Origin of the sequence: Agrococcus carbonis, from assembly GCF_900104705.1 — a bacterium.
GTDB lineage: Bacteria > Actinomycetota > Actinomycetes > Actinomycetales > Microbacteriaceae > Agrococcus > Agrococcus carbonis.
Map to the genome: position 1 here is coordinate 2618718 of NZ_LT629734.1, position 25701 is coordinate 2644418.

At 72.1% G+C, this 25701-nt stretch carries 25 protein-coding genes; 19 read left to right on the forward strand and 6 right to left on the reverse strand.

What is annotated here, in order from left to right:
* The 11 genes from BLT67_RS12535 (at position 1) to dnaE (ending at position 12620) form a co-directional block, all read left to right on the forward strand.
* Positions 1 to 1083, forward strand: coding sequence for a UDP-N-acetylglucosamine--N-acetylmuramyl-(pentapeptide) pyrophosphoryl-undecaprenol N-acetylglucosamine transferase (locus BLT67_RS12535; protein ID WP_092667318.1), 1083 nt, complete (start codon positions 1 to 3; stop codon positions 1081 to 1083).
* Complete coding sequence (gene murC, locus BLT67_RS12540; protein ID WP_092667319.1) at positions 1080 to 2504, forward strand: UDP-N-acetylmuramate--L-alanine ligase; 1425 nt, start codon at positions 1080 to 1082, stop codon at positions 2502 to 2504. Before BLT67_RS12535 ends, murC begins: the two co-directional genes overlap by 4 nt.
* Positions 2501 to 3718, forward strand: coding sequence for an FtsQ-type POTRA domain-containing protein (locus BLT67_RS12545; protein WP_092667320.1), 1218 nt, complete (start codon positions 2501 to 2503; stop codon positions 3716 to 3718). The genes murC and BLT67_RS12545 overlap by 4 nt, the downstream gene beginning before the upstream one ends.
* A gap of 184 nt (positions 3719 to 3902) precedes the next feature.
* Positions 3903 to 5072, forward strand: coding sequence for a cell division protein FtsZ (gene ftsZ, locus BLT67_RS12550; protein WP_231945504.1), 1170 nt, complete (start codon positions 3903 to 3905; stop codon positions 5070 to 5072).
* Positions 5073 to 5079: 7 nt separating this feature from the next.
* The gene (locus BLT67_RS12555) at positions 5080 to 5754 is read left to right on the forward strand and encodes a YggS family pyridoxal phosphate-dependent enzyme (protein WP_092667321.1); all 675 of its coding nucleotides are present in this window, start codon (positions 5080 to 5082) and stop codon (positions 5752 to 5754) included.
* Between the two features lie 27 nt (positions 5755 to 5781).
* Complete coding sequence (locus tag BLT67_RS12560) at positions 5782 to 6261, forward strand: cell division protein SepF (RefSeq protein ID WP_092667322.1); 480 nt, start codon at positions 5782 to 5784, stop codon at positions 6259 to 6261.
* Between the two features lie 5 nt (positions 6262 to 6266).
* The gene (locus BLT67_RS12565) at positions 6267 to 6563 is read left to right on the forward strand and encodes a YggT family protein (protein WP_157674355.1); all 297 of its coding nucleotides are present in this window, start codon (positions 6267 to 6269) and stop codon (positions 6561 to 6563) included.
* A 113-nt stretch (positions 6564 to 6676) separates the two neighbouring features.
* Positions 6677 to 7459 carry a DivIVA domain-containing protein gene (locus BLT67_RS12570; RefSeq protein WP_092667324.1) on the forward strand — a complete coding sequence of 261 codons (783 nt, stop codon included), beginning with the start codon at positions 6677 to 6679 and terminating at the stop codon, positions 7457 to 7459.
* 56 nt (positions 7460 to 7515) lie between these two features.
* Positions 7516 to 8073, forward strand: a complete 558-nt coding sequence (lspA, locus tag BLT67_RS12575; protein ID WP_092667325.1) for a signal peptidase II — start codon at positions 7516 to 7518, stop codon at positions 8071 to 8073.
* On the forward strand, positions 8073 to 8993 hold the full coding sequence (locus BLT67_RS12580; protein ID WP_092667326.1) for an RluA family pseudouridine synthase: 921 nt from the start codon (positions 8073 to 8075) through the stop codon (positions 8991 to 8993). The genes lspA and BLT67_RS12580 overlap by 1 nt, the downstream gene beginning before the upstream one ends.
* 117 nt (positions 8994 to 9110) lie before the next feature.
* Positions 9111 to 12620: a DNA polymerase III subunit alpha gene (gene dnaE / locus BLT67_RS12585; RefSeq protein ID WP_092667327.1), complete on the forward strand. Its 3510-nt coding sequence runs from the start codon at positions 9111 to 9113 to the stop codon at positions 12618 to 12620.
* Between the two features lie 106 nt (positions 12621 to 12726).
* Here dnaE and BLT67_RS12590 read toward each other — a convergent pair whose 3' ends face one another.
* Positions 12727 to 12954: a hypothetical protein gene (locus BLT67_RS12590; RefSeq protein WP_092667328.1), complete on the reverse strand. Its 228-nt coding sequence runs from the start codon at positions 12952 to 12954 to the stop codon at positions 12727 to 12729.
* Between the two features lie 38 nt (positions 12955 to 12992).
* On the reverse strand, positions 12993 to 13610 hold the full coding sequence (locus BLT67_RS12595; protein ID WP_092667329.1) for a hypothetical protein: 618 nt from the start codon (positions 13608 to 13610) through the stop codon (positions 12993 to 12995).
* A 275-nt stretch (positions 13611 to 13885) separates the two neighbouring features.
* Between BLT67_RS12595 and hisD the strand changes: the two genes are divergently transcribed.
* Genes hisD through BLT67_RS12610 form a run of 3 tightly spaced genes read left to right on the forward strand, consistent with a single transcriptional unit; the run spans position 13886 to position 16697 of the window.
* Entirely contained in the window at positions 13886 to 15205 is a 1320-nt protein-coding gene (gene hisD / locus BLT67_RS12600) for a histidinol dehydrogenase (RefSeq protein WP_092667330.1), read from the forward strand.
* On the forward strand, positions 15205 to 15675 hold the full coding sequence (gene nrdR, locus BLT67_RS12605) for a transcriptional regulator NrdR (RefSeq protein WP_092667331.1): 471 nt from the start codon (positions 15205 to 15207) through the stop codon (positions 15673 to 15675). Before hisD ends, nrdR begins: the two co-directional genes overlap by 1 nt.
* Entirely contained in the window at positions 15672 to 16697 is a 1026-nt protein-coding gene (locus BLT67_RS12610) for a quinone-dependent dihydroorotate dehydrogenase (RefSeq protein WP_092667332.1), read from the forward strand. The genes nrdR and BLT67_RS12610 overlap by 4 nt, the downstream gene beginning before the upstream one ends.
* Positions 16698 to 17005: 308 nt before the next feature.
* On the opposite strand, the gene BLT67_RS12615 is transcribed toward BLT67_RS12610, so the two are convergent.
* Positions 17006 to 17566, reverse strand: coding sequence for a DUF3043 domain-containing protein (locus BLT67_RS12615; RefSeq protein ID WP_157674356.1), 561 nt, complete (start codon positions 17564 to 17566; stop codon positions 17006 to 17008).
* Between the two features lie 94 nt (positions 17567 to 17660).
* Here BLT67_RS12615 and BLT67_RS12620 point away from each other — a divergent pair, with 94 nt between their 5' ends.
* From BLT67_RS12620 to ctaF, 5 genes are all read left to right on the forward strand, one after another.
* Positions 17661 to 19070 (forward strand): dipeptidase, encoded by a 1410-nt coding sequence (locus BLT67_RS12620; protein ID WP_092667334.1) that lies wholly within the window; start codon positions 17661 to 17663, stop codon positions 19068 to 19070.
* A gap of 30 nt (positions 19071 to 19100) precedes the next feature.
* Positions 19101 to 19442 carry a HesB/IscA family protein gene (locus BLT67_RS12625; protein WP_092667678.1) on the forward strand — a complete coding sequence of 114 codons (342 nt, stop codon included), beginning with the start codon at positions 19101 to 19103 and terminating at the stop codon, positions 19440 to 19442.
* A gap of 155 nt (positions 19443 to 19597) precedes the next feature.
* On the forward strand, positions 19598 to 20491 hold the full coding sequence (gene ctaC, locus BLT67_RS12630; protein ID WP_456236377.1) for an aa3-type cytochrome oxidase subunit II: 894 nt from the start codon (positions 19598 to 19600) through the stop codon (positions 20489 to 20491).
* A 5-nt stretch (positions 20492 to 20496) separates the two neighbouring features.
* Positions 20497 to 22218, forward strand: a complete 1722-nt coding sequence (gene ctaD / locus BLT67_RS12635) for an aa3-type cytochrome oxidase subunit I (protein WP_092667335.1) — start codon at positions 20497 to 20499, stop codon at positions 22216 to 22218.
* 1 nt (position 22219) lies between these two features.
* Positions 22220 to 22639: an aa3-type cytochrome oxidase subunit IV gene (gene ctaF / locus BLT67_RS12640; RefSeq protein ID WP_092667336.1), complete on the forward strand. Its 420-nt coding sequence runs from the start codon at positions 22220 to 22222 to the stop codon at positions 22637 to 22639.
* 100 nt (positions 22640 to 22739) lie between these two features.
* On the opposite strand, the gene BLT67_RS12645 is transcribed toward ctaF, so the two are convergent.
* From BLT67_RS12645 to BLT67_RS12655, 3 genes are read right to left on the reverse strand one after another with little or no spacing between them, the layout of a single operon-like run.
* The gene (locus BLT67_RS12645; RefSeq protein ID WP_092667337.1) at positions 22740 to 24377 is read right to left on the reverse strand and encodes an FAD-binding dehydrogenase; all 1638 of its coding nucleotides are present in this window, start codon (positions 24375 to 24377) and stop codon (positions 22740 to 22742) included.
* 16 nt (positions 24378 to 24393) lie between these two features.
* Positions 24394 to 24789: a globin gene (locus BLT67_RS12650; protein WP_092667338.1), complete on the reverse strand. Its 396-nt coding sequence runs from the start codon at positions 24787 to 24789 to the stop codon at positions 24394 to 24396.
* On the reverse strand, positions 24786 to 25700 hold the full coding sequence (locus tag BLT67_RS12655) for a mechanosensitive ion channel family protein (protein ID WP_157674357.1): 915 nt from the start codon (positions 25698 to 25700) through the stop codon (positions 24786 to 24788). Before BLT67_RS12655 ends, BLT67_RS12650 begins: the two co-directional genes overlap by 4 nt.
* Between the last annotated feature and the right edge of the window lies 1 nt (position 25701).

The window sequence follows — 25701 nt, forward strand, 5'->3', positions numbered from 1 at the left end:
GTGCGTGTGCTGCTCGCCGGCGGCGGGACCGCCGGACACGTCAACCCGCTGCTCGCGACCGCGCAGCGGCTGCGGGAGCGCCATCCCGAGGCCGAGCTCACGGTGCTCGGCACCGCGGAGGGGCTCGAGCGCGAGCTCGTGCCGCGCGCGGGCCTCGAGCTCGTCACGATCGAGAAGCTGCCCTTCCCGCGGCGTCCGGACGTCGCCGCGTTGCGGTTCCCCGGCCGCTGGCGCCGCGCCGTGCGCGAGGTCCGCGCGCTCATCCGCGAGCGCGGCATCGACGTCGTCGTCGGCTTCGGCGGCTACGCCTCCGCGCCCGCCTACCGGGCCGCGCGCCTCGAGGGCGTGCCGATCGCGATCCACGAGGCGAACGCGAAGCCGGGCATGGCGAACGTGCTCGGCGCCCGCTGGACGCCGTTCGTCGGGCTGTCCTACCGGTCGACGCGGCTGCGCGGCGAGCTCGTCGGCATGCCGCTGCGGCCGGAGATCACGGGGCTCGACCGCGCTGGGCTGCGCGACGACGCCGTCGCCGAGCTCGGCCTCGACGCCGACCGGCCCACGCTGCTCGTGACCGGCGGCTCGCAGGGCGCCCGCTCGCTCAACCGCGCGATCGTCGCCGCGGCCGCCGACATCGTCGACGCCGGCTGGCAGATCCTGCACCTCTCTGGCGGCCGCCAGACCGACTTCGAGCCGGCGACGGTGCCGCACTACGTGGCGATCGAGTACCTCGACCGCATGCACCTCGCGCTCGCCGCCGCCGACCTCGTCGTGTGCCGCGCCGGGAGCCTCACGGTGAGCGAGCTCATGGCGGTCGGGCTGCCCGCCGTCTACGTGCCGCTGCCGTACGGCAACGGTGAGCAGGGCCTCAACGCCGCCGATCAGGTGGCGGCCGGGGGAGCGCTGCTCGTCGCCGACGCCGGCTTCACGGCAGAATGGGTGCGCACGCGGCTCGTGCCGCTGCTGCGCGACGCCGACCGGATCGCCGAGATGGCCAGTGCGAGCGCCGGCGCGGGCTCGGACGACGGCAGCGACCGCATGTGCGATCTCATCGAGCGGGCCGCGGCCACGAGGAGGCAGTCGTGATCGAACCGGACTTCAGCCAGCCGATCCCCGAGCGCATCGAGCGCATCCACTTCGTCGGCATCGGCGGCTCGGGCATGTCGGGCATCGCCCACATGATGCTCGACGCCGGCATCGCCGTGAGCGGCTCCGACCGCTCCGGCTCCGCGACCGTCGACCGGCTCGTCCAGCGCGGCGCGACCGTCGCGATCGGCCACGACGCCGCGAACCTCGCCGTCGAGGGGGAGGGACGCGTCGACGCGATCGTCGTCACGAGCGCCCTCTGGCCCGACAACCCCGAGCTGCTCGCGGCGCGCGAGCACGGCATCCCCGTCCTCCACCGCTCCCAGGCGCTGCACGTGCTCGCGCGCGGCAAGCGCGTCGTCGCGGTCGGCGGCGCGCACGGCAAGAGCACGACGACGGGCATGCTCGTCGTCGGCCTCCAGGGCCTGGGCGTCGACCCCGGCTTCGTCAACGGCGCGGTGATCGCGGGCGTCGACGCGTCGAGCGGGGCGGGCTCCTCCGACCTGTTCGTGCTTGAGGCGGATGAGTCGGACGGCTCGTTCCTGCTCTACGACGTCGCGGTCGCGCTCATCACGAACGTCGACACCGACCACCTCGACCACTACGGCACGCCCGAGGCGTTCGACGCGGCCTTCGCGGAGTTCGCGAACCGCGCGAGCGAGGCGGTCGTCATCTCGGCCGACGACGCGGGCGCCCGGCGCGTGCGCGCGCTCATCGACCACGAGCGCGTCGTGACGTTCGGCGAGGCCGCCGGCGCCGACGTGCGGATCGTCGGGATCCGCACGGGCGCGAGCGCCGCGTGCACCGTCGAGGTCGCGGGGGAGCGCATCGAGCTCGAGGCTGGCGTGCCCGGCCGGCACAACGCCGTCAACGCCGCCGGTGCGCTCGCGACGCTCGTCGCGCTCGGCTTCGCTCCCGCCGAGGCCGCGCACGCGCTCGCCGCCTTTCGCGGCACGGGGCGCCGCTTCGAGCTGCACGGCGAGCGCCGCGGCGTGCGCGTCTACGACGACTACGCCCACCACCCCGCCGAGGTCGACGCCGCGCTCACGGCCGCGCGCACGATCATCGGCGACGGCCGCATCATCGCGATCCACCAGCCGCACCTCTTCACCCGCACGCGCGACATGGCGGGCGAGTTCGCGGCCGTCTACGAGCGCGTCGCCGACCACACCGTCGTGCTCGACGTCTACGGCGCCCGCGAGGATCCGATCCCGGGCGTCACAGGGGCGATGGTCGCCGAGCGCTTCCAGCGCGCCGACGACGTCGACTTCCTGCCCGACTGGCAGCAGGCGGCCGAGCGCGCCGCCGAGCTCGCCGAGGAGGGCGACATCATCGTCACGCTCTCGTGCGGCGACGTGTACCGCATCATCCCGCAGGTCCTCTCGGCGCTCGAGCACGCCGAGCACGGCGAGGGCGCGTGAAGCGGCCCGAGGGCTTCGACGAGCCGCCGCGCGGGTCGGCCGATGCGGCTCGCGCTGGGCGCTCCCGCGCGTCCGCGCCGGAGGCCGAGTCGCGCGGCGTCGTGCGGCTCGACGCGCTGCGGCGCCGACGCGAGGCCGAGGCGGCGCTCCTCGAGCGATGGGGTGCGGATGCGTCGGGCCGCGTCGAGCCGGAGCCCGGGCCGGAGCCGCGGCGCTGGGCGCTCAGCGCCTACGCCGACCTCGAGGCGCTCGACGAGCAGGAGGCGCGGGGGCAGCGCGAGGACGACGCACGCGGCGACGGGGAGGTCGGCCGCGCGGACGCGGATGTCGCGCCCACCGAGCGCGAGGAGGCGCTGCTCGGCGGCGGCTCGAACGCCCAGCGGGTCGATCGCGCGTGGCGGCGCGCCGAGCAGGAGCAGCGCCGCCTCGACCGCGCCGAGCTGCGCGACGCGAGGCGCGAGGCGCGACTCGCCAAGCGGGCGCGCGTCCGGCAGGAGCGCGCCGAGGTGCGGCGCTTCACCGCGGCGCGACGCCGCCAGCTGCGGATGGCGCTGCTCGGCATCGGCGGGCTCGGGCTCGCGCTCGCGCTGCTCGTGGGCCTCGTGTGGTCGCCGCTCATGGCCGTGCGCGACGTGCAGGTCGAGGGCGCCGATCGCGTCGACCCGGCGGCGGTGCAGCAGGCGCTCGCCGGCCAGGTCGGCCAGCCGATCGCGACGGTCACCGAGGCCGGCGTCGCCGAGCAGCTGCGCACCATCCCGCAGATCGAGTCGTTCCAGCTCGACGTCGTGCCGCCCTCGACGGTCATCGTGCGGCTCGTCGAGCGGCGGCCGGTCGCGATCCTGCCCGGCGACGACGGCGAGACGGTCATCGACGGCGCGGGCGTGGCGCTCGGCGCGGTCGACGAGTCGACCGCGGCGCTGCCCCGCCTCGAGGGCGTCGAGGTCGGCAGCGAGCAGTTCGAGGCGGTGGCGGCGATGCTCGTCGCGGTGCCGGTCGACGTGCTCGAGTCGACCGAGACCGTCGAGGCGCCCACCGCATCCGACATCCGCCTGACGCTCGAGAGCGGTCAGACCGTGCAGTGGGGCGGAGCCGACGAGAGCCCCCTCAAGGCCGCGGTGCTCGCTGCCCTCATGGCGACGCAGGACCCCGCGGCCGCCGCCGTGCTCGACGTACGGGCGCCCGAGCACCCCGTCGTGCGCAGCCCCTCGTCCTGAGCCGCGCTCGAGCCGCCGCCCCTCGCTGCCTGCGGGAAGGTGACGAAACTTTTTCTTGGGCGGACACGCCCACCGGATCCCGCCCCCGCGACCTCCGCGCCCGTACCGTCGGAGACGTCAGCATGAAGTGAGGAATTCTCTAAACTTCAACTAGAGGTTGAGGGTTCGATCGAGGGGCCGGGACGTGACTTCCAACAACAACTACCTCGCCGTCATCAAGGTGGTCGGCGTGGGCGGTGGCGGCGTGAACGCCGTGAACCGCATGATCGACCTCGGACTGCGCGGGGTCGAGTTCATCGCCGTCAACACCGACGCGCAGGCGCTGCTGCTCAGCGACGCGGACGTCAAGCTCGACGTCGGACGCGAGCTCACGAAGGGGCTCGGCGCAGGTGCCGACCCCGAGGTGGGCCGCCGTGCCGCCGAGGACCACGCGGAGGAGATCGAGGAGGCGCTCGCGGGCGCCGACATGGTCTTCGTCACCGCGGGTGAGGGCGGCGGCACCGGCACGGGCGGAGCGCCCGTCGTCGCGCGCATCGCGAAGAGCCTCGGGGCGCTGACGGTCGGCGTGGTGACGAAGCCGTTCTCGTTCGAGGGCAAGCGTCGCCAGGCGCAGGCCGAGGCGGGCGTCGAGGCGCTCAAGAACGAGGTCGACACGCTCATCGTCGTGCCGAACGACCGCCTGCTCGAGATCAGCGACATGGGCATCTCGATGGTCGAGGCGTTCGAGACCGCCGACCAGGTGCTGCTCGCGGGCGTGCAGGGCATCACCGACCTCATCACGACGCCTGGCCTCATCAACGTCGACTTCGCCGACGTGAAGTCGGTCATGCAGGGCGCGGGCTCGGCGCTCATGGGCATCGGCTCGTCGCGCGGCGCCGACCGCGCGATCAAGGCGGCCGAGCTCGCGGTCGCGAGTCCGCTGCTCGAGGCGAAGATCGACGGCGCCCACGGCGTGCTGCTGTCGATCCAGGCTGGCAGCAACCTCGGCATCCACGAGACGTACGACGCCGCGAAGCTCGTGCAGGAGGCCGTGCACCCGGAGGCGAACATCATCTTCGGCACGGTCATCGACGACACGCTCGGCGACGAGGTGCGCGTCACCGTCATCGCCGCGGGCTTCGACGGCGCGGGCCCGATCGCGAAGGACGACGACTCGGTGATCCGCACCGCTGCGCGCGAGTCGATGGGCCTGCGCGCCTCGAGCCCGAGCGCCCCGGCGCCCCGCTCGGAGGAGCCCGCCGAGCGCCGCCCGGTGCCGGCCCCGCCGGTCGCCGACCACCTCACCGGCCCCGTCCAGCCGCTGACCCAGGTGGACGAGGAGGAGGACGAGTTCCTCCCCGACTTCCTGCGCTGACACGCCCATGACCGACGCCCCCGCCGCGCGCCTGGCCGCCTTCCTCGAGCAGCTCGAGGGGGAGCGGCCGGCGCGCGGCGTCACGGTCATCGTGGTCACGAAGTTCCACCCCGCCGCGCTCGTCCGCGAGCTCGCCGCCGTCGGCCACCGCGACTTCGGCGAGAACCGCCACCCCGAGGCGCGCGACAAGGCCGCCGAGCTCGCCGACCTCGACCTCACCTGGCACTACGTGGGCCAGCTGCAGCGCAAGAAGGCGCGGCAGGTCGCGAGCTACGCCGATGTGCTCCACTCCATCGACTCCACCGACCTCGTCGACGCGCTCGAGGGCGGCGAGCATCCGCACGACCGCCCCGTGCGCGACGCCCTCGTGCAGGTCAACCTCACCGACGACCCCGGCCGAGGCGGCGTCGCCCCCGCGGGGCTCGACGCGCTCGCCGAGCGCGTCGCTGCCTCGAGCGCGCTGCGGCTCCGCGGCGTCATGGCGGTCGCGCCCCTCGACGAGGCGCCCGCCGCAGCCTTCGAGCGGCTCGCCCGCTTCGCCGAGCGCGTGCGCGCGATCGAGCCCTCCGCCGACTGGATCTCGGCGGGCATGAGCGCCGACTGGCGCGAGGCCCTCCAGCACGGCGCGACACACCTGCGAATCGGCACGGCAATCACGGGAAACCGTCCTGCCGGCGGATAGCGTGAACCCCAGCCACGAGGAGGATCCATGAGCAACGCACTGAAGAAGGCGGCGATCTACTTCGGCTTCGCCGAGGAGGACGAGCTGACCCAGGAGGTCCGTCCCGTCGAGCGGACCGAGGAGCACGAGCGTGCCCCCCAGCAGCATCAGCAGCAGCCGCGCGAGCGCGCCGAGGAGCCGCGCCGCGCCCCCGTCACCAAGCTCCGCGCCGCACAGAAGGTGAGCGACATGAGCGAGATCCTCACGGTGCACCCGCGCCAGTACAAGGACGCCAAGCCGATCGCGCAGGCGTTCCGCGACGGCACGCCGGTGATCATCAACCTCTCGCAGATGACCGACGGCGACGCCCGTCGGCTGATCGACTTCTCGGCGGGCCTCACGCAGGGCCTCGAGGGCCGCATCGAGCGCGTCACCACCAAGGTGTACCTGCTCACGCCGGAGCACATCGCCGTCTCCGGCGGCCGCGGCGTCGAAGAGGACCCGGACGCCGCCGTCTTCGCCCACTGACGGCGGTGGCGATCGTCTCGATCCTCGCCTGGATCGTCCACACCGCAGCGCTGGTCGCGTTCTACGTCCTCTGGGCGCGGATCATCCTCGACTTCGTCCGGCAGCTGCGGCGCGACTGGCGCCCGACGGGGTTCTGGCTCCTCGTCTCGGTGTGGATCCTGCGCATCACCGATCCGCCGCTGCGCTTCACCCGCCGCTTCGTGAAGCCGGTGCGCATCGGCGGCGCCATGCTCGACATCGCGATGCTCGTGCTGCTGCTGGCGCTGCTGCTGCTCATGACGATCGTCGGCCCGCTGCGCTGATCGCGGGCTTTGCGGAAACGCGTGGTTATGATCATCGGAACGCGAAATGCGGCAGGTACAGTGAACCTGCGCCGCCGACCCGCCGGTCGGGGGCTGATCGAGAAAGGCACCCCATGGCACTGACTCCTGACGACGTCGTCCACAAGCGCTTCGAGACGACGCGCTTCCGCGACGGCTACGACCAGGACGAGGTCGATGACTTCCTCGACGAGGTGGTCACGGAGCTCCGGCGCCTGACCGAGGAGAACGACGCGCTGCGCGCCGAGAACGAGCAGCTGCGCGCCGGCGTCGTCCCCGAGCCGCGCGAGGCCGAGCCGGCCGCCGTGGACACCGCAGAGCTCGACGCGCTCCGCAGCGAGAACGAGCAGCTCAAGCAGCAGCTCGCCGAGCGCGATGCGGCCGCCGCCGAGCGCGACGCCGCCGACGCCGAGCGCCAGGCCGCCGACGCGGCAGCCGCCGAGGCCGCCGCGCAGCAGCCCGCAGAGGAGCCCGTCGAGGCCGAGGTCGAGCCGGTCGCCGAGGCGCCGCAGGCCGCCGCACCCGAGGCCGCCCCCGCCGTCACCAACGCCGACGGCCTGCTCGCGCTCGCCCAGCGCGTGCACGACGAGCACGTCGCCGAGGGCGAGCGCAAGCGCGATGAGCTCATCGCCGCCGCCGAGGCCTCCGCGCAGGCGATCGAGGACGCCGCCGAGCAGCGCAAGGTCGCGCTGCAGGAGGAGTTCGAGGGCCAGAAGGCCAAGCTCGAGGAGCAGAAGGCCGGCCTCGAGCAGAAGATCGACGAGCTCAAGAGCTTCGAGCGCGACTACCGCCTCAAGCTCCGCGGCTACATCGAGAGCCAGCTGCGCGATCTCGACCGCTCGTCCTCGCTCGCCTTCGGCGGGCAGGGCGGCAACTGAGCCGCCCCTCAGTGCCGGACGGCTCCGGGGCGCGTCGGGCCCGCACGCCCTGGCGGATGCTCGCGCTGGTCCTCGGGGCCGCCGCGGCCGTGTGGGTCGCCGACTTCCTCAGCAAGGAGTGGGTCATCGCGTCGATGGCCGAGGGGGAGCGGCGCCTGGTGCTCGGCGAGCTGCTGCAGTGGCACTTCGTCCGCAACCCCGGCGCGGCGTTCTCGCTCGCTGCCGGGTCGACGTGGATCTTCACGATCCTGGCCGCAGCGGTCGTGGTCTTCATCGTCCTGCAGCTGCGGCGCATCCGCTCGATCCTGTGGGCGCTCGCGTTCGGCTTCCTGCTGGGCGGCACGCTCGGCAACCTCACCGACCGACTCACGCGCGAGCCCGGCTTCTTCGTCGGCCACGTCGTCGACTTCATCCAGGTGTGGGGCTTCCCGGCGATCTTCAACGTCGCCGACATCTTCATCGTCGGCTCGATGATGGGCGTCGTGCTGCTCGTGCTCGCGAACATCGGCCTCGACGGGGTGCGCCACACCGACGAGCCGGCGCGCGACGACCGCGGCGGCGCGGCGGCCGACCCCGACGCGACCGAGCCCCTCGACCCGAGCGACCGGCCCTGATGGAGACCCGCTTCCTGCAGGTGCCGCCGGGCCTCGACGGGGTGCGGGCGGATGCGGGGCTCGCCAAGCTGCTCGGGCTCTCGCGCACCGCCGTGGTCGGGATGCTGGAGGCCGGCGGCGCGGTGCAGGACGGCGCCGTGCTCGGGAAGTCCGACCGCCTGCGGGCCGACGCGTGGCTCGACCTCAGCTGGCAGCCGCGCGAGGAGCCGCGCATCGTCGCGACGCCCGTGCCGGAGCTCGGCATCGTGCACGACGACGCCGACATCGTCGTGGTCGACAAGCCCGCGGGGGTCGCTGCCCACCCCTCGGTGGGATGGGAGGGGCCGACGGTCGTCGGGGCGCTCGCCGCCGCGGGCTTCCAGATCGCGACGTCGGGCGCCGCCGAGCGGCAGGGCGTCGTGCACCGGCTCGACGCGGGCACGAGCGGCCTCATGGTCGTCGCGAAGAGCGAGCGCGCCTACACGCGCCTCAAGGCCGCCTTCCACGACCGCGAGGTGCAGAAGATCTACCACGCGGCCGTGCAGGGGCATCCCGACCCGCTCGCCGGCACGATCGACGCGCCGATCGGACGGCACCCGAGCCACGAATGGCGGTTCGCGGTCGTCTCGAGCGGCAAGCACGCCGTCACCCACTACGAGACGATCGAGGCCTTCCGGGGCGGGAGCCTCCTCGAGATCGAGCTCGAGACGGGCCGCACCCACCAGATCCGCGTGCACATGGCCGCCCGCAGGCATCCGTGCCTCGGCGACACGATGTACGGCGCCGACCCGACCCTGACCGCGCGGCTCGGGCTCACGCGCCAGTGGCTGCACGCGATGCGCCTCGGCTTCCGCCACCCGGGCTCGGGGGAGCAGGTCGTCTACGAGTCGACCTATCCGGCCGATCTCGCGCACGCGCTCGAGGTGCTGCGCGAGGACTGAGCGCTGGAGCTGGGGGCGGAGACCCTTTCGGGTCTCCGCCGCGACGCCAGCTCGTCGGCCAGTCTCGGGCCGACGCCGGCGCGGCAGGTGGGCCCCGCGCCGTAGGATCGAGGGGCCATGGCAGACTCCTTCGCGCACCTCCACGTCCACACCGAGTACTCGATGCTCGACGGCGCCGCCCGCATCAAGGACCTCATGGGGGCGGTGCAGCAGGAGGGCATGCCGGCGGTCGCGATGACCGACCACGGCAACGTCTTCGGCGCCTACGAGTTCTGGAAGGCGGCGCGGGCGCAGGGCGTCAAGCCCATCATCGGCACCGAGGCGTACATCACGCCCGGCACGCACCGCTCCGACAAGACGCGCGTCAAGTGGGGCGGGCAGGACGCGAACCCGGGCGACGACGTCTCCGGCGGCGGGGCGTACACGCACATGACGCTGCTCGCCGAGAACAACGAGGGCCTCGCCAACCTCTTCCGGCTCTCCTCCTACGCCTCGATGGAGGGCTTCTACTTCAAGCCGCGCATGGATCGGGAGCTGCTCGAGCGGTACTCGAAGGGCCTCATCGCGACGACCGGCTGCCCCTCGGGCGAGGTGCAGACGCGCCTGCGGCTCGGCCAGTTCGACCTCGCGCTCGAGGCGGCGGCCTCCTACCGCGACCTGTTCGGCGCCGAGAACTACTTCCTCGAGCTCATGGACCACGGGCTCGAGATCGAGCGCCGCGTGCGCGACGGCCTGCTCGACATCGGCAAGCGACTCGGCCTGCCGCTGCTCGCGACGAACGACCTGCACTACACGCACGCCGAGGATGCGAAGAGCCACGAGGCGCTGCTGTGCGTGCAGTCGGGCTCGACGATGGACGACCCGAACCGCTTCCGGCTCGAGGGCGGCGGCTACTACGTCAAGTCGGCCGCCGAGATGCGGCACCTCTTCCGCGACATGCCCGAGGCGTGCGACAACACGCTGCTCATCGCCGAGCGCTGCGACGTGCAGTTCGACGAGAGCGCCAACTACATGCCGCGCTACCCCGTGCCCGAGGGGCACGACGAGCCGTCGTGGTTCCGCCACGAGGTCGAGGTCGGGCTCGAGCGGCGCTACCCGCAGGGCGTGCCGGATGCGGTGCGGAAGCAGGCCGAGTACGAGATCGGCGTCATCACCAACATGGGATTCCCGGGCTACTTCCTCGTGGTCGCCGACTTCATCAACTGGGCGAAGGACAACGGCATCCGCGTGGGGCCGGGGCGCGGCTCGGGTGCGGGCTCGATGGCCGCGTACGCGATGCGCATCACCGACCTCGACCCGCTCGAGCACGGCCTGATCTTCGAGCGCTTCCTCAACCCCGACCGCGTCTCGATGCCCGACTTCGACATCGACTTCGACGACCGCCGCCGCGGCGAGGTCATCAAGTACGTGACCGAGAAGTACGGCACCGAGCGGGTGGCGCAGATCGTCACCTACGGCACGATCAAGCAGAAGCAGGCGCTCAAGGACGCGAGTCGCGTGCTCGGCTTCCCCTTCGGCATGGGCGAGAAGCTCACGAAGGCGATGCCCCCGGCGATCATGGCGAAGGACATCCCGCTCGCCGGCATCACCGACCCCTCGCACGAGCGCTACAAGGAGGCGGGCGACTTCCGCGCGCTCATCGAGACCGACCCGGAGGCGAAGACCGTCTACGAGACGGCGCTCGGGCTCGAGAACCTCAAGCGCCAGTGGGGCGTGCACGCCGCGGGCGTCATCATGTCGTCCGATCCGCTGATCGACATCATCCCGATCATGAAGCGGGAGCAGGATGGCGCGATCATCACGCAGTTCGACTACCCGGCGTGCGAGGCCCTCGGCCTCATCAAGATGGACTTCCTGGGGCTGCGCAACCTCACGATCGTCTCCGACGCGCTCGAGAACATCCGCGCGAACCGCGGCGAGACGATCGACCTCGAGACGCTCCCGCTCGACGACCGCGGCGCGTACGAGCTGCTGCAGCGCGGCGACACGCTCGGCGTCTTCCAGCTCGACGGCGGTCCGCTGCGGTCGCTCCTGCGGCTCATGAAGCCCGACAGCTTCGAGGACATCTCGGCCGTCATCGCGCTCTACCGGCCGGGCCCCATGGGCGCCGACTCGCACACCAACTACGCGCTGCGCAAGAACGGCCTGCAGCCGATCACGCCCATCCACCCCGAGCTCGAGGAGCCGCTCTCCGAGATCCTCGCGGAGTCGTACGGCCTCATCATCTACCAGGAGCAGGTGATGGCGGTCGCGCAGAAGGTCGCCGGCTACTCGCTCGGCCAAGCCGACATCCTGCGGCGCGCGATGGGCAAGAAGAAGAAGGAGGAGCTCGACAAGCAGTTCGAGGCCTTCTCCGGCGGCATGCGCGAGCGCGGCTACTCGGAGGCCGCCATCAAGGCCCTGTGGGACATCCTGCTGCCGTTCTCCGACTACGCGTTCAACAAGGCGCACTCCGCCGCCTACGGCGTCATCTCCTACTGGACCGCCTACCTCAAGGCGCACTACCCGGCCGAGTACATGGCGGCGCTCCTCACGAGCGTCGGCGACTCGAAGGACAAGATGGCGATCTACCTCTCCGAGTGCCGCCGCATGGGCATCACGGTGCTGCCGCCCGACGTCAACGAGTCGACACTGTTCTTCACGGCTGTCGGCGACGACATCCGCTTCGGCCTCGGCGCCGTGCGCAACGTCGGCGAGGGCGTCGTGGAGGGCATCATCGCCGCCCGCGAGCGGGAGGGCGCGTTCACGTCGTTCCACGACTTCCTCAAGAAGGTGCCGCTCGGCGTCGCCAACAAGCGCACGGTCGAATCGCTCATCAAGTCGGGCGGCTTCGACACCATGGGCGCGACGCGGCGCGGCATGCTCGAGATCCACGAGGATGCGGTCGACGCCGCGGTCTCGATCAAGCGCAACGAGGCGAACGGCCAGGTCGACCTCTTCGGCGACATCTTCGACGACCTCGACACCGTCGCCGACCGCGTGCCCGACCGCCCCGAGTGGGGCAAGCAGGACAAGCTCGCATTCGAGCGCGAGATGCTCGGGCTCTACGTCTCCGACCATCCGCTCTCGGGCCTCGAGCTCGAGCTCGCGAAGTACGCGACGCACCAGATCCAGGAGCTCGCCGAGACGGTCGAGGACGGCGACACCGTCACGCTCGCCGGCCTCATCACGAGCGTGCAGCACCGCGTCGCGCGGCAGTCGGGCAACCCCTACGGCATCATCGCGCTCGAGGACTTCGGCGGCGAGCTCGAGATGATGGTGCTCGGGAAGACCTACACCGAGTTCCGCGCGGCGCTCGTCGCCGATCAGGTCGCGGTCGTACGAGGCCGAATCCGCACGCGCGACGACAGCATCACGGTGCACGTCAACAGCATCGACACCCCCGACGTGCAGCCGATCGACGAGACGCGGCCGCTCGAGCTGCGCATCCCGGAGCGCCGTGCCTCGATGACGGCGATGCGCGAGCTGCGCGGGCTCCTCGAGCGCCACAAGGGCCCGACCGACGTGCGGATCGCGCTCCAGCGCCCCGAGGTCGAGCGGGTCTTCGCGCTGCCGCAGCAGGTGCGCATCTCGAGCGACCTCTTCGGCGAGATCAAGTCGCTCCTCGGCCCCGCATCCATCGCCTGACCCCCTGCGGCGCCGACCTGGTGTCCACCGCGCTGACAGGCAGCGCCGTCATCACACCTGGGGCTCGGTGATGAACTGCGTGACCCACTCTCGGGCCTGCTCGAGCTCAGGAGAGGTCGGCATCGAGCCACTCGGAGGCCTCGCGGTCGTATTCGGCCAGGGCAACGGGCGGCGTCGCCGCGATCGCGGCCCGCAGAGCCTCGAAGCGTGCCTCGCGATCGGCGAGGTCGAGCAGTCGCTCGATCTGCGCGCCGAGGGATTCGCCGCGCCGAGCAGCGTGGACCTTGAGCCGGTCGCGCGTCGCGGCGGACAGCGTGATCGTCGCCAGGCTCATACCTCGAGTATGACTACGCGCCCGGTGCAGCGGAAGCGTCATCCGAGCGCACCGTAGGGCTGATCGCGATCGGACCAGCCATATCGGTCGTCGCTGCACCACCCGCCCTCGTCGCGCCCGAACAGGCGATCGAGCGCGTGCTGGCGAGCGGCGTCGACCTGACGTTCGACTTCGTCGCCGAGTCCCCTCGCGGCGAGCTCCTGCACGCAGCGCCCACGCAGGCCAGGCGAATGCGCATCGGGCGTCAGCGCGAGCGCGACCGCGATGCTGAGCAGCTCGTCGTCGTCGAGCGCACCGATGCCCGCCTCCTGCCGCTGCTGCTGCGCCTTTGCCTGCAGCTCCCAGGCCGACTGCTCGCGCTGCGCGAGTGCGGCAAGCCAGTCGTAGTCGCCGTCGCCATCGAGCTGCCGCAGCCGCGGCAGCGCGAGCTCGGCCGACAGGTGCCGCTCGTGCAGCGGCAGCAGACGGCGGATCTGCGTCGACGTCGTCGTCGGCGTTCGTCCGATCCGGCGGGCGATCTGCTCGATCGCGGCGCCGGCGCGGCACTGCTGCATGATCGCCGCGTAGTCCGTCTCGGTCCATGGCTTGCCGCTGCGGGGCGCGGGGTCGTGGCGGAACGCCTCGAGCAGCTCGTCATCGTCGGTGCGGTCGTCCATGACGGCAGGATGCGGCAGCGATGCCGGCGCGCGCGCCCGCTCGCACCGTCGATGTGGAGAAGCGGTGTCCACGACTGCGCGACGCTGCCGTCCCCTCGTCGGTCGAGGAGGCCGCGCGCCGCAGGCGTGCTGTGGTTCCCTCGTCGGTCGAGGCGGCCGCGCGCAGGCGCGCTGCCGTTCCCTCGTCGGTCGAGGAGGCGGCGCGCCGCAGGCGCGCTGCCGTCGCGAGACCGGCCCCGCCCCGGCGCGAGCCCAGCGGCGCCCCGGGATCTACGATGGAGGACGTGCTCCGACGAATCGACCTGACCGCGCTGCCCGCCGAGCAGGAGCTGCGCGCGCTGCTGCCCCGGCCGGCGGTCGACGTCGCTGCGAGCCTGCCGGCCGCGGCCGAGCTCATCGACGCGGTGCGCGAGCGCGGAGCCGACGCGCTCGCCGAGCAGGCCGAGCGGTTCGACGGCGTGCGCCCCGCGGCGATCCGCGTCGAGGCGCAGGCCCTCGCGGATGCGCTCGACGCGCTCGACGCCGACGTGCGGTCGGCGCTCGAGACCGCCATCGAGCGCGTGCGCATCGGCTCGATCGCGCAGGTCCCGCCGTCGATGATCGCCCACATCGCCCCGGGCGCCGAGATCGAGCTGCGCTGGCAGCCCGTCGACCGCGTCGGCCTCTACGTGCCCGGCGGCAAGGCCGTCTACCCGTCGAGCGTCGTCATGAACGTCGTCGCCGCCCAGGCCGCGGGGGTCCGCTCGATCGCGGTCGCGAGCCCCGCGCAGGCCGAGCACGGCGGCGCGCCCCACCCGACGATCCTCGCGGCGTGCGCGCTCCTCGGCGTCGACGAGGTCTACGCGATGGGCGGGGCGGGCGCGATCGGCGCGCTTGCGCACGGCGTCCCCGCGATCGGCCTCGCGCCCGTCGACGTCGTGACGGGCCCCGGCAACGTGTTCGTCGCCGCGGCCAAGCGCGTCGTCGCCGGCACCGTGCGCGTCGACGCCGAGGCCGGGCCGACCGAGATCCTCGTGATCGCCGACGACAGCGCCGACGCCGAGCTGGTCGCCGCCGACCTCGTGAGCCAGGCCGAGCACGACGAGCTCGCATCGGCCGTGCTCGTGACCGACTCGGCCGACCTCGCCGACCGCGTCGACGCATCCGTCGCCCGGCGCGCTGCGGCGACCGCCGCATCCGAGCGCGTCACGGCGTCGCTCACGGGGGAGCAGTCGGCGATCGTGCTCGTCGCCGACCTCGAGTCGGCCGCGCGCGTGAGCGATGCCTACGCGCCCGAGCACCTCGAGATCGTCACGCGCGACGACGAGTCGGTGCTCGCGCACGTGCGGCACGCGGGCGCGATCTTCGTCGGCTCGCAGACACCCGTGAGCCTCGGGGACTACGCGGCGGGCTCCAACCACGTGCTGCCCACCGGCGGCCAGGCGCGCCGGGTCTCGGGCCTCGGCGCCGCGACGTTTCTGCGGGCGCAGCAGGTCGTCCGCTACGACCACGAGGCGCTCGCCGCCGTGCGCGCCGAGGTCACGGCGCTCGCCGCCGCCGAGGGGCTGCCCGCCCACGGCGAGGCGATCGAGGCGCGCTTCGAGGAGGGCCGCTGATGCACTGCCCGTTCTGCCGGAACGCCGACTCGCGCGTCGTCGACTCGCGCACGACCGACGACGGCACTTCGATCCGCCGCCGCCGGCAGTGCCCCGCGTGCGGCCGCCGCTTCACCACGACCGAGACCGCGAGCCTGTCGGTCGTGAAGCGCTCGGGCGTGCTCGAGCCCTTCCGCCGCGAGAAGGTCATCGAGGGCGTGCGGAAGGCCGTGCGCGGCCGCCCCGTGACGGACGCCGACCTCGCGGGCGTCGCGCAGTCGGTCGAGGAGACGATCCGCGCGACCGGTGCGAGCCAGATCGACGCGAACGAGATCGGGCTCGCGGTGCTGCCGCCGCTGCGCGAGCTCGACGAGGTCGCCTACCTGCGCTTCGCGAGCGTCTACAACAACTTCGACTCGCTCGATGACTTCGAGGCCACCATCCGCGCGCTCCGCGAGGAGCGCCGCGCGGCCGAGGAGCCGGGCGAGTGACCGCGTACGACCTGCTCTTCCGCCACGGCTTCACGCACGTCGACCCCGAGACCGCGCACCACCTCGGCGCGAGCGCGATCCGGGCGATCGGCGCCGCCGCGCCGGGCGTGCGCACCGACCCGCGGCTCCGCACGCGCGCCCTCGGCCGCGAGTTCCCGACGCCGTTCGGCATCGCCGCCGGGTTCGACAAGGACGCGACGATGATCGCCGGGCTCGGCGCGCTCGGCTTCGGCCACGTCGAGGTCGGCACGATCACGGCGCACGCGCAGCCCGGCAACGAGCGCCCGCGCCTGTTCCGGCTCACCGACGACCGCGCGCTCGTCAACCGCATGGGCTTCAACAACCGCGGCGCCGAGGCGGCAGCGGAGCGCATCGCCGCCGCGCGCGAGGCCCGCTCGCGCCCGGTGATCGGCGTCAACATCGGCAAGAGCCGCATCGTCGACGCCGACGACGCAGCGGGGGTCGAGCAGGACTACCTGCGCTCGACGCGGCTGCTCGCGCCGGTCGCCGACTACCTCGCCGTCAACGTCTCGTCGCCCAACACGCCGGGGCTCCGCGGCCTGCAGGAGCAGTCGCGCCTCGAGCCGCTGCTCGCCGCGATCCGCGGGGCGGCGGGCGACGTGCCCGTGCTCGTCAAGATCGCGCCCGACCTCGACGACGAGCAGGTCGAGGGCATCGCCGCGCTCGCCGCGCGCGTCGGGCTCTCGGGCGTCATCGCCACCAACACGACCATCAGCCGCGAGGGGCTGCGCAGCACGGCGGATGCGGTGGCGCGCGCCGGTGCGGGCGGGCTGTCGGGCCCGCCGGTGCGGTCGCGCTCGCTCGCGGTGCTGCGGCTGCTGCGGGCGGCGCTGCCGGAGCCGCTCGAGGTCATCTCGGTCGGCGGCGTGGAGACGGCCGACGACGTGCGCGAGCGGCTCGCCGCGGGCGCAGCGCTCGTGCAGGGCTACACGGGCTTCATCTACCGCGGGCCCGGCTGGGCGCGCGAGCTGAACCGGGGGCTGCTCGCCCCGGTCTCGTAGCCCCGTCGGTCGAGGAGCGCGCGCCGGAGGCGCACGCGTCACGAGACCGCAGGGGCTGCGCGGTCGTCGTCTCGATACGCCCTTCGGGCTGCTCGACGAGCGGCGCTTCGGTGATCGAGTAGGGCCGCGGGCCCGTATCGAGATTCGCAGCGGTCGTCGTCTCGATACGCCCTTCGGGCTACTCGACGAGCGAGGGGGCTGCAGGCGGTCGTCTCGATACGCCCTTCGGGCTACTCGACGAGCGAGGGAGCCGCAGGCGGTCGTCGTCTCGATACGCCCTTCGGGCTGCTCGACGAGCGAGGAGGGCTCTATTCGGGGTACTTGAAGAGCTTCGTCTGCGGCTTCGGCATGCGCATGAACGGCAGCTGCACCGACCGCATCGTCGCGTACCAGCCGTGGCCCTTCGCATCCTTCTCGCCGAACTTCGCGCGGATCGCGCGGCGCAGCTGCCACGCGAGCAGCACCGAGTCGAGCACGACGATCGCGACGAAGCCCCACAGCACGAGGTTGGCGATCATGCGCCACTGCGGGTCGTTGATGAACGTGAGCACGAGCACGACGATCATCATCGGCATCGCGAGCGTGCCGATCGACAGTCGCGCGTCGACGAAGTCGCGCACGTACTTGCGCACCGGGCCCTTGTCGCGGGCCGGCAGGTACTTGTCCTCGCCGCGCTCGAAGCCGAGGCGCGCCTTCTCCCGCTCGGCGCGCATCTTCTGCTGCACCTGGCGCCGCGCCTCCTTGCGGTCCTCCGGCACGAGCGGGCGGCGGTTGCGGGCGACCTGCTCGGACTGCTTCGGCGTGCGCCGCGCCTCCGGCTGGGGCTCGGGCTGAGCCTTGTCGTCGGCAGAACGGCTGAACAGCGCCACGGGAGGTCCTTCTCGATTCGGTGCGGGGATGCGTCCATCGTACCGCCGAGGGCGTGCGGCCGGGCGCGCTCGAGCGCCGCCTAGGATCGTGCGCATGACCGATCTCTCCGCTGACTCCCGCGCGCTCTCCGAGCGCGACCAGGCCATCCTCGCCGCCGTCGACGCCGGCTTCGATCGCGCCCTCGACGACCTGCGCGCGCTCGTGCGCATCCCCTCGGTCGCGTGGGACGACTACGATCACGCGCACGTGCAGGCGAGCGCCGAGGCCGTCGCCGCCCTCGCGGAGGGCACCGGGGTGTTCGAGCGCGTGAGCATCGAGCGCGCGCCCATCGGCGACACCGACGAGCTCGGCCAGCCCGCGGTGCTCGCGGTGCGCCCCGCGAAGGCCGGCAGGCCGACCATCCTGCTCTACGCGCACCACGACGTGCAGCCGTGGGGCGACGAGGCGCTGTGGCGCACGCCGCCGTTCGAGCCCACCGAGATCGACGGCCGCCTCTACGGCCGCGGCGCCTCCGACGACAAGGCCGGCGTCATCACGCACATCGCCGCGATCCGCGCGCTCGCCGAGGTCGCCGATCCCGAGGTCGGCCTCGCCCTCTTCATCGAGGGGGAGGAGGAGCACGGCTCGCGCTCGTTCCAGCGCTTCCTCGCGCTCCACGCCGACGTGCTGAGCGCCGATGTCATCGTCGTCGCCGACAGCGACAACTGGTCGACCGAGATCCCCTCGCTCACCGTCGCGCTCCGCGGCAACGTCGCGTGCAACGTGCGGCTCACGACGCTCGAGCACGCGAGCCACTCCGGCATGTTCGGCGGCGCCGTGCCCGACGCGATGCTCGCGTTCTCGCGCCTCGCCGCGACCCTCTGGAACGCCGACGGCTCGGTCGCGGTCGAGGGCCTCACCGAGGCCGAGCTCGAGGTGCCCGAGCAGTCCGAGCAGCACGTGCGCGACGAGGCCGGCACGCTCGACGGCGTCGACCTCATCGGGTCCGGCCCCGTGCTCGCGCGCATGTGGGCGAAGCCCTCCATCACCATCACCGGCATCGACGCGCCGAGCGTCCGCGACGCATCCAACACGATCCTGCCGACCGTGCGCTTCCGCCTCTCGGCGAGGATCGCCCCGGGGCAGTCGGCCGCCGACGCGTTCGCGGCGCTCCAGCGCCACATCGCCGCGCACGCGCCCTTCGGCGCGCACGTCGAGTACGACGGCGTCGACCTCGGCGACCCGTTCCTCGTCGACACGACCGGCTGGGGCGCGACCGAGGCGAAGCGGGCGATGGCGGATGCGTGGGGTGCGGAGCCCGTCGAGGCCGGCATCGGCGGGTCCATCCCGTTCATCGCCGACCTCGTCGCCCAGTTCCCGCAGGCGCAGATCCTCGTGACCGGCGTCGAGGACCCCGCGACCATGGCGCACAGCCCCAACGAGTCGCAGCACCTCGGCGTGCTGCGGAAGGCGATCGCCGCGGAGGCGCTGCTGCTCTCGCGCGCCTCGGAGCGCCAGGAGTAGCATGGAGGGAGCATGCGAGAGGAGCTGCAGATGACGGATGTCCTGACGCACGGCGTCACCCTCACCGACACGGCGGCCGACAAGGTGCGCCGCCTGCTCGACCAGGAGGGCCGCGACGACCTGCGCCTGCGCGTGGCCGTGCAGCCAGGCGGCTGCTCGGGCCTGATCTACCAGCTGTACTTCGACGAGCGCGTGCTCGACGGCGACGCGGTGCGCGACTTCGACGGCGTCGAGGTGATCGTCGACCGAATGAGCGTGCCCTACCTCGACGGCTCGACGATCGACTTCGAGGACACCATCCAGAAGCAGGGCTTCACGATGGACAACCCCAACGCCGAGGGCTCGTGCGCGTGCGGGGACTCGTTCCACTAGCCGCGCGAGCCATGGCGCAAGACGACACGCCGTCGATCCTCGGATCGGCGGCGTGCAGTCGTTCACGGGCAGTTCTGTGGAGCGTCGCAGGAGCCTGAGCCTCGCCTGTGGGTACTAGGATCGATGGGGACGTTCACAAGAGTCGGAGGAAGACATTGCGCAATCGTCGATCTCGCTGGATCGCGGCCCCGGTCGCGGTGGTGGTCGCGCTGGTGCTCGCTGGATGCACCCAGACGCAGCTGCAGGGATGGATGCCGTCGACGTCCGGTCTGACGAACCACGTCGACCGGATCATGGGCCTGTGGACGACCTCGTGGATCGTGCTGATGGCCGTGGGTCTCATCACGTGGGGCCTCATGATCTGGGCCGCCGTCGCGTACCGTCGCCGCAAGGGCCAGACGGGCCTGCCGGTGCAGCTGCGGTACCACATGCCGATGGAGATCTTCTTCACGATCGTGCCCGTCATCCTGGTCGCCGGCTTCTTCGCGTTCACCGCGCGTGACCAGGCCATCATCGAGGAGCCCATCGAGGATCCCGACGCCTCGATCACCGTCTACGGCAAGCGCTGGGCGTGGGACTTCGTCTACGAGCGCGAGGGCCAGGACCCGGTCTACTACCAGGGCCTCCAGGCGATGAACGACCCCGAGACGAACCTGATCGACCCGGACTCGCTGCCGACGCTCTACCTGCCGACCGACTCGTCGATCGAGATCACGCTCGAGGCGCGCGACGTGGCGCACTCGTTCTGGGTCGTGGAGTTCCTCTACAAGAAGGACATGCTCCCCGGCGTCACCAACCACATGTACTTCGAGACGGGCTCGGAGGAGGGCGTCTTCCGCGGCAAGTGCGCGGAGCTGTGCGGCGAGTACCACTCGCTCATGCTCTTCAACGTCGAGCTGGTCAGCCCCGAGGAGTACGACGCGTACCTCGAGAGCCTCGAGGCCGAGGGCAACGTCGGCGCGATCGACGAGTCGATCAACCCCTTCTCGGGCGATGGCAGCATCGACCCCGAGCGCGACGAGAACGTCGACACGACGGAAGGCGAGTAGGACCGATGACCGCCACGGCCACGCCCGGCACCCGGGCACCCATCAGCCCCAGCGCGCACCGCAAGGGCAACGTGCTCGTCAGCTGGATCACCTCCACTGACCACAAGACGATCGGGTACCTCTACCTGATCACCTCCGTGCTGTTCTTCATGATCGGCGGCGTCATGGCGCTGCTGATCCGCGCCCAGCTCTTCGCGCCGGGCCTGGAGATCGTGCCGACCGAGGAGCAGTACAACCAGCTCTTCACGATGCACGGCACGATCATGCTGCTGATGTTCGCGACGCCGCTGTTCGCGGGCTTCGCGAACGTCATGATGCCGCTGCACATCGGTGCGCCCGACGTCGCCTTCCCGCGGCTGAACGCGCTCGCGTACTGGATGTTCACGTTCGGCTCGCTCATCGCGCTCGCCGGCTTCCTGACCCCGCAGGGTGCGGCCTCGTTCGGCTGGTTCGCCTACACCCCGCTCAGCACCGCGGCGTTCTCGCCCGGCATGGGCGGTCACCTGTGGGCGCTCGGCCTCGGCCTCTCGGGCTTCGGCACGATCATGGGTGGTGTCAACTTCATCACCACGATCATCACGATGCGCGCGCCCGGCATGACGATGTTCCGGATGTCGATCTTCACCTGGAACATCCTCATCACGTCGCTGCTCGTGATCGTCGTCTTCCCGGTGCTCGCGGCCGCGATCTTCGGCCTCGCGATCGACCGCATCTTCGGCGGCCACATCTATGACCCCGCCAACGGCGGAGCGGTGCTCTGGCAGCACCTGTTCTGGTTCTTCGGCCACCCCGAGGTGTACATCATCGCGCTGCCGTTCTTCGGCATCATCTCCGAGGTCATCCCGGTCTTCGCGCGCAAGCCGATCTTCGGCTACAACACCCTCGTCGGCGCGACGATCGCGATCGCGGCGCTCTCGGTCACGGTGTGGGCGCACCACATGTACGTCACCGGCACGGTGCTGCTGCCGTGGTTCGCGCTCATGACGATGCTGATCGCGGTGCCCACGGGCGTGAAGATCTTCAACTGGATCGGCACGATGTGGCGCGGCTCCATCACGTGGGAGTCGCCGATGCTCTGGGCGTTCGGCTTCCTCGTGACGTTCACGTTCGGCGGCCTCACCGGCGTCATCCTCGCCTCGCCGCCGCTCGACTTCCACATCTCCGACACGTACTTCGTGGTGGCGCACTTCCACTACGTGGTGTTCGGCACGGTCGTGTTCGCCATGTTCTCCGGCTTCTACTTCTGGTGGCCGAAGTGGACGGGCAAGATGCTCAACGACCGCCTCGGGCACGTGCACTTCTGGATGCTGTTCATCGGCTTCCACATGACGTTCCTCGTGCAGCACTGGCTCGGCGTCGTCGGCATGCCGCGCCGGTACTACACGTACCTCGCCGAGGACGGGTTCACCTGGATGAACCAGCTCTCGACGGTCGGCGCGATGATCCTCGGCCTCTCGATGGTGCCGTTCCTCTGGAACGTCTGGATCACGGCGCGCACCGCGCCGAAGGTCGAGGTCGACGACCCGTGGGGCACCGGCCGGTCGCTCGAGTGGGCGACGAGCTGCCCGCCGCCGCGCCACAACTTCACGCACATCCCGCGCATCCGCTCGGAGTCGCCGGCGTTCGACCTGCACCACCCCAACGCTGGGCCGCAGTACGGCGTCGGACCGCTGAAGGATGCACCGGACCGTCCGGTCGTCGATCTCTCGAAGGGCGAGGTGCGCTGACATGCGCGCGAACATCATCCTGCTGGCGATCCTCGCCGTGTTCTTCTACCTGTGCGCCGCGGTCTACACGCTGTGGCACATGGGCTCCTACGGCGGCCAGGTCGAGTGGGCCGGCACGCTGGGCCTGGGCCTGACGGGTGTCATGGCGACGCTCATCGGCTTCTACCTCGTGCTGGTCTACCGCGGCCAGGGCGGCGAGGTCGCGATGGACCGCATGGACGCCGAGCTGGACGACGACGACCCCGACCAGGGGCACTTCTCGCCCTGGAGCTGGTGGCCGATCGGCCTCGCGGCCGCGTTCGCGCTCGTGTTCCTCTCGTTCACGGGCCCGACGTTCCTCCTGCCGATCGCCGCAGTGCTGCTGCTGGTGATGCTCACCGGCTGGGTCTACGAGTACTACCGCGGCAACTTCAGCCGCTGACGCACGAGCGCAGCGCCCCCGTCCAGAGCGGACGGGGGCGCTGCGCGTTGCGGGGGAGCGGCGGAGCCGGCACGGTGCGAGGCTGGCCGACGGAGCCGCCTCAGACCGCGCGCCCGGCCCGCAGGCCGGTGTGCAGGCATCCGCCCAGGAACGTGCCCTCGAGGGCGCGGTAGCCATGCACGCCCCCGCCGCCGAAGCCGGCCGCCTCACCGACCGCGAAGAGCCCCGGGATCGGTTCGCCGTCGGCGCCGAGCGCGCGCGAGTCGAGGTCGGTCTGGATGCCGCCGAGGGTCTTGCGCGTGAGGGTGCGCAGCCGCACGGCGATGAGCGGCCAGTGGCGCTCGTCGAGGATGCGGTGGGGCGCGGCGGTGCGCACGAGCCGGTCGCCGACGTACTCGCGGGCGCGGCGGATCTCGACCGCCTGCGGGTCGGTCGAGGTCGGGTCGGCGACGGCGTCGTCGCGCTCGTGGATCGCGGCGACGACGGCCGCGCGGTCGACGCCGGGTCCGAGGCGCTCCATGCCGTCGAGCAGCGCCGTGAGCCTGTCGGCGACGACGAAGTCCTCGCCGTGGTCGAGGAACGCCTGCACGGGCGCGGGCGCACCGGGCAGGATGCGCTGCGCGAGCTTCGCGAGGCTGCGGCCGGTGAGGTCGGGGTTCTGCTCGGAGCCCGAGAGCGTGAACTCCTTCTCGACGATCGACTGCGTGAGCACGAACCACGAGTGCTCGGCGCCGACGCTGCGCAGGTGCTCGAGCGTCGAGAGCGTGTCGAAGCCGGGGTAGTTGGGGGAGGGGAGCCGGTTGCCTCGGTGGTCGAGCCACAGGCTCGAGGGACCGGGCAGGATGCGGATGCCGTGGTCGGGCCAGATGGGATCCCAGTTGCGGATGCCCTCGGTGTAGTGCCACATGCGGTCGCCGTTCACGAGCCGTGCACCGGCCGCCTCGGCGAGCGCGAGGCCGGAGCCGTCGACGTGCACGGGCACGCCGCGCACCGCCTCGCGAGGGGCGGAGCCGAGTCGCGCGGGCCACAGCTCGCGCACGCGCTCGAGCTCGCCGCCGATGCCGCCGGTGGCCACGACGACGCTCTCGCCGCGCAGCTCGAACGCGCCCACCGCCTCGCGGCTCGAGGGCTCACCGCGCACCGTGACGTCGTCGGCGAGCCGCTCGCCGCGCACGCCGACGATCCGGCCGCCCTCGCTGACGAGCGCGGTCGCGCGGTGGCGGAACGCGAGCCGGGCGCGGCCGGCGCGCACCGCATCCCGCAGCCGCCGGGTGAAGGGCGCGACGAGCCCGGGGCCCGTTCCCCACACGATGTGGAAGCGCGGCACCGTGTTGCCGTGCCCGCCCGGCGTGCGCGCGCCGCGCTCGGCGTGGCCGACGATCGGGAAGAGCCCGACCCCGAGCTCCCGCAGCCACGGCCGCAGGTCGCGGTGCGCGAAGTCGAGGTAGGCGTCGGCCCAGCGGCGCGCCCACTCGTCCTCATCGCGGTCGAAGCCGGCGGAGCGATCCCAGTCCTCCCACGCGAGCTCGAGCGAGTCGTCGATGCCGAGCCGACGCTGCTCGGGGGAGTCGACGAGGAAGAGGCCGCCGAACGACCAGAAGGCCTGGCCGCCGATCGACTGCGGGCCCTCCTGCTCGACGATCGTGACCGTTCGCCCGCGGTCGAGCGCGGTGGATGCGGCGACGAGGCCCGCGAGGCCGCTGCCGATCACGATGACGTCGGTGGTGTGCGCGGCCATGCTGCCTCCCGGCGGTCTACCGCTGGCGGAGCAGCGGGTTGTGGTTGATCATCGCGGTCGCGGCGCGATCGAAGTAGTCCTCGAGCTCGGCCCGGTGCAGCGGCGCGGGCGCGAGCGCGTCGAGGGCGCCGTGCATCGCGGCGATCCATCGCTCGCGCGCGTCGAGGTCGATCGGGAAGGGGTGGTGGCGCATGCGCAGCCGCGGGTGGCCGCGCTGGGCGCTGTAGGTGCCGGGGCCGCCCCAGTACTGCATGAGGAAGAGCGCGAGGCGGTCCTCGGCCCCGGCGCGGTCGTCCTGCGGGTACATGGGCCGCAGCACCGCATCCGCCCACACCCGCTCGTAGAACTCGTGCACGAGGCTGCGGAAGAACGGCTCGCCGCCGACCGCGTCGAAGAGCGTCTGCTGCGTCATGCGCGCTCCTCCATGCCCTTGACGACGATCTTCTGCAGCGACGGCAGCGTCACGCCGAGCTCGTCGAGGCCCTCCTTGACGCGGCGGCGCAGCTCGCGGCCCGCCTCGTACTTCGCGCTCGCGCGCGTCTTGACGACGAGCCGCACGACGACGGCCTCGGCGGAGACCGACTCGATGCCCCACACGGCGGGCTTGTCGATGATGCGGCCGAGCCACTCGGGCTCCTCGCTCATCGCCGTCGCGACGTCGAGCAGCCGCTCGGTGACCGCGTCGATGTCGGCCTCGTACGGCACCGCCTGGTCGATCACGACGCGCGCCCAGCCCTGCGACTCGTTGCCGACGCGGACGATCTCGCCGTTGCGCACGTACCAGAGGGTGCCGTGCACGTCGCGCACCTGCGTCACGCGGATGCCGACCGACTCGACGACGCCCGACGCCTCGCCGAGGTCGACGGTGTCGCCGATGCCGAGCTGGTCCTCGAACACCATGAACAGCCCGTTCAGGAAGTCCTTGATGATGCCCTGCGCTCCGACGCCGGCCGCAGCGCCGAGGAAGCCCGCCATCGCGACGAGCGACGCGGCGTTCACGCCGAGGATGCTGAGGATGACGATGAGCGCGAACGCGCCGATCACCCAGCCGGCGAGCGTGTTGAGCACGCTGCCGATCGCGCGGGTGCGCTGCACCACGCGCACCTGCGCGAGGGGCGAGTTGGCGAGCGCCTCGGTGTCGGCGGCGTCGGCCTTGCGCTTGACGCCCGTGACCACCTCGTGCACGACGCGGCTGACGATCGCCTTGACGATCCAGTACGCGATGAACGCGCCGACGATGACGAGCACGATGCCGATCGGCTGGCCCCAGGCCGCCCACCACTCGGCGACGGCCTCCCACCCCTCGGCTGCGGTCTGCTGCACG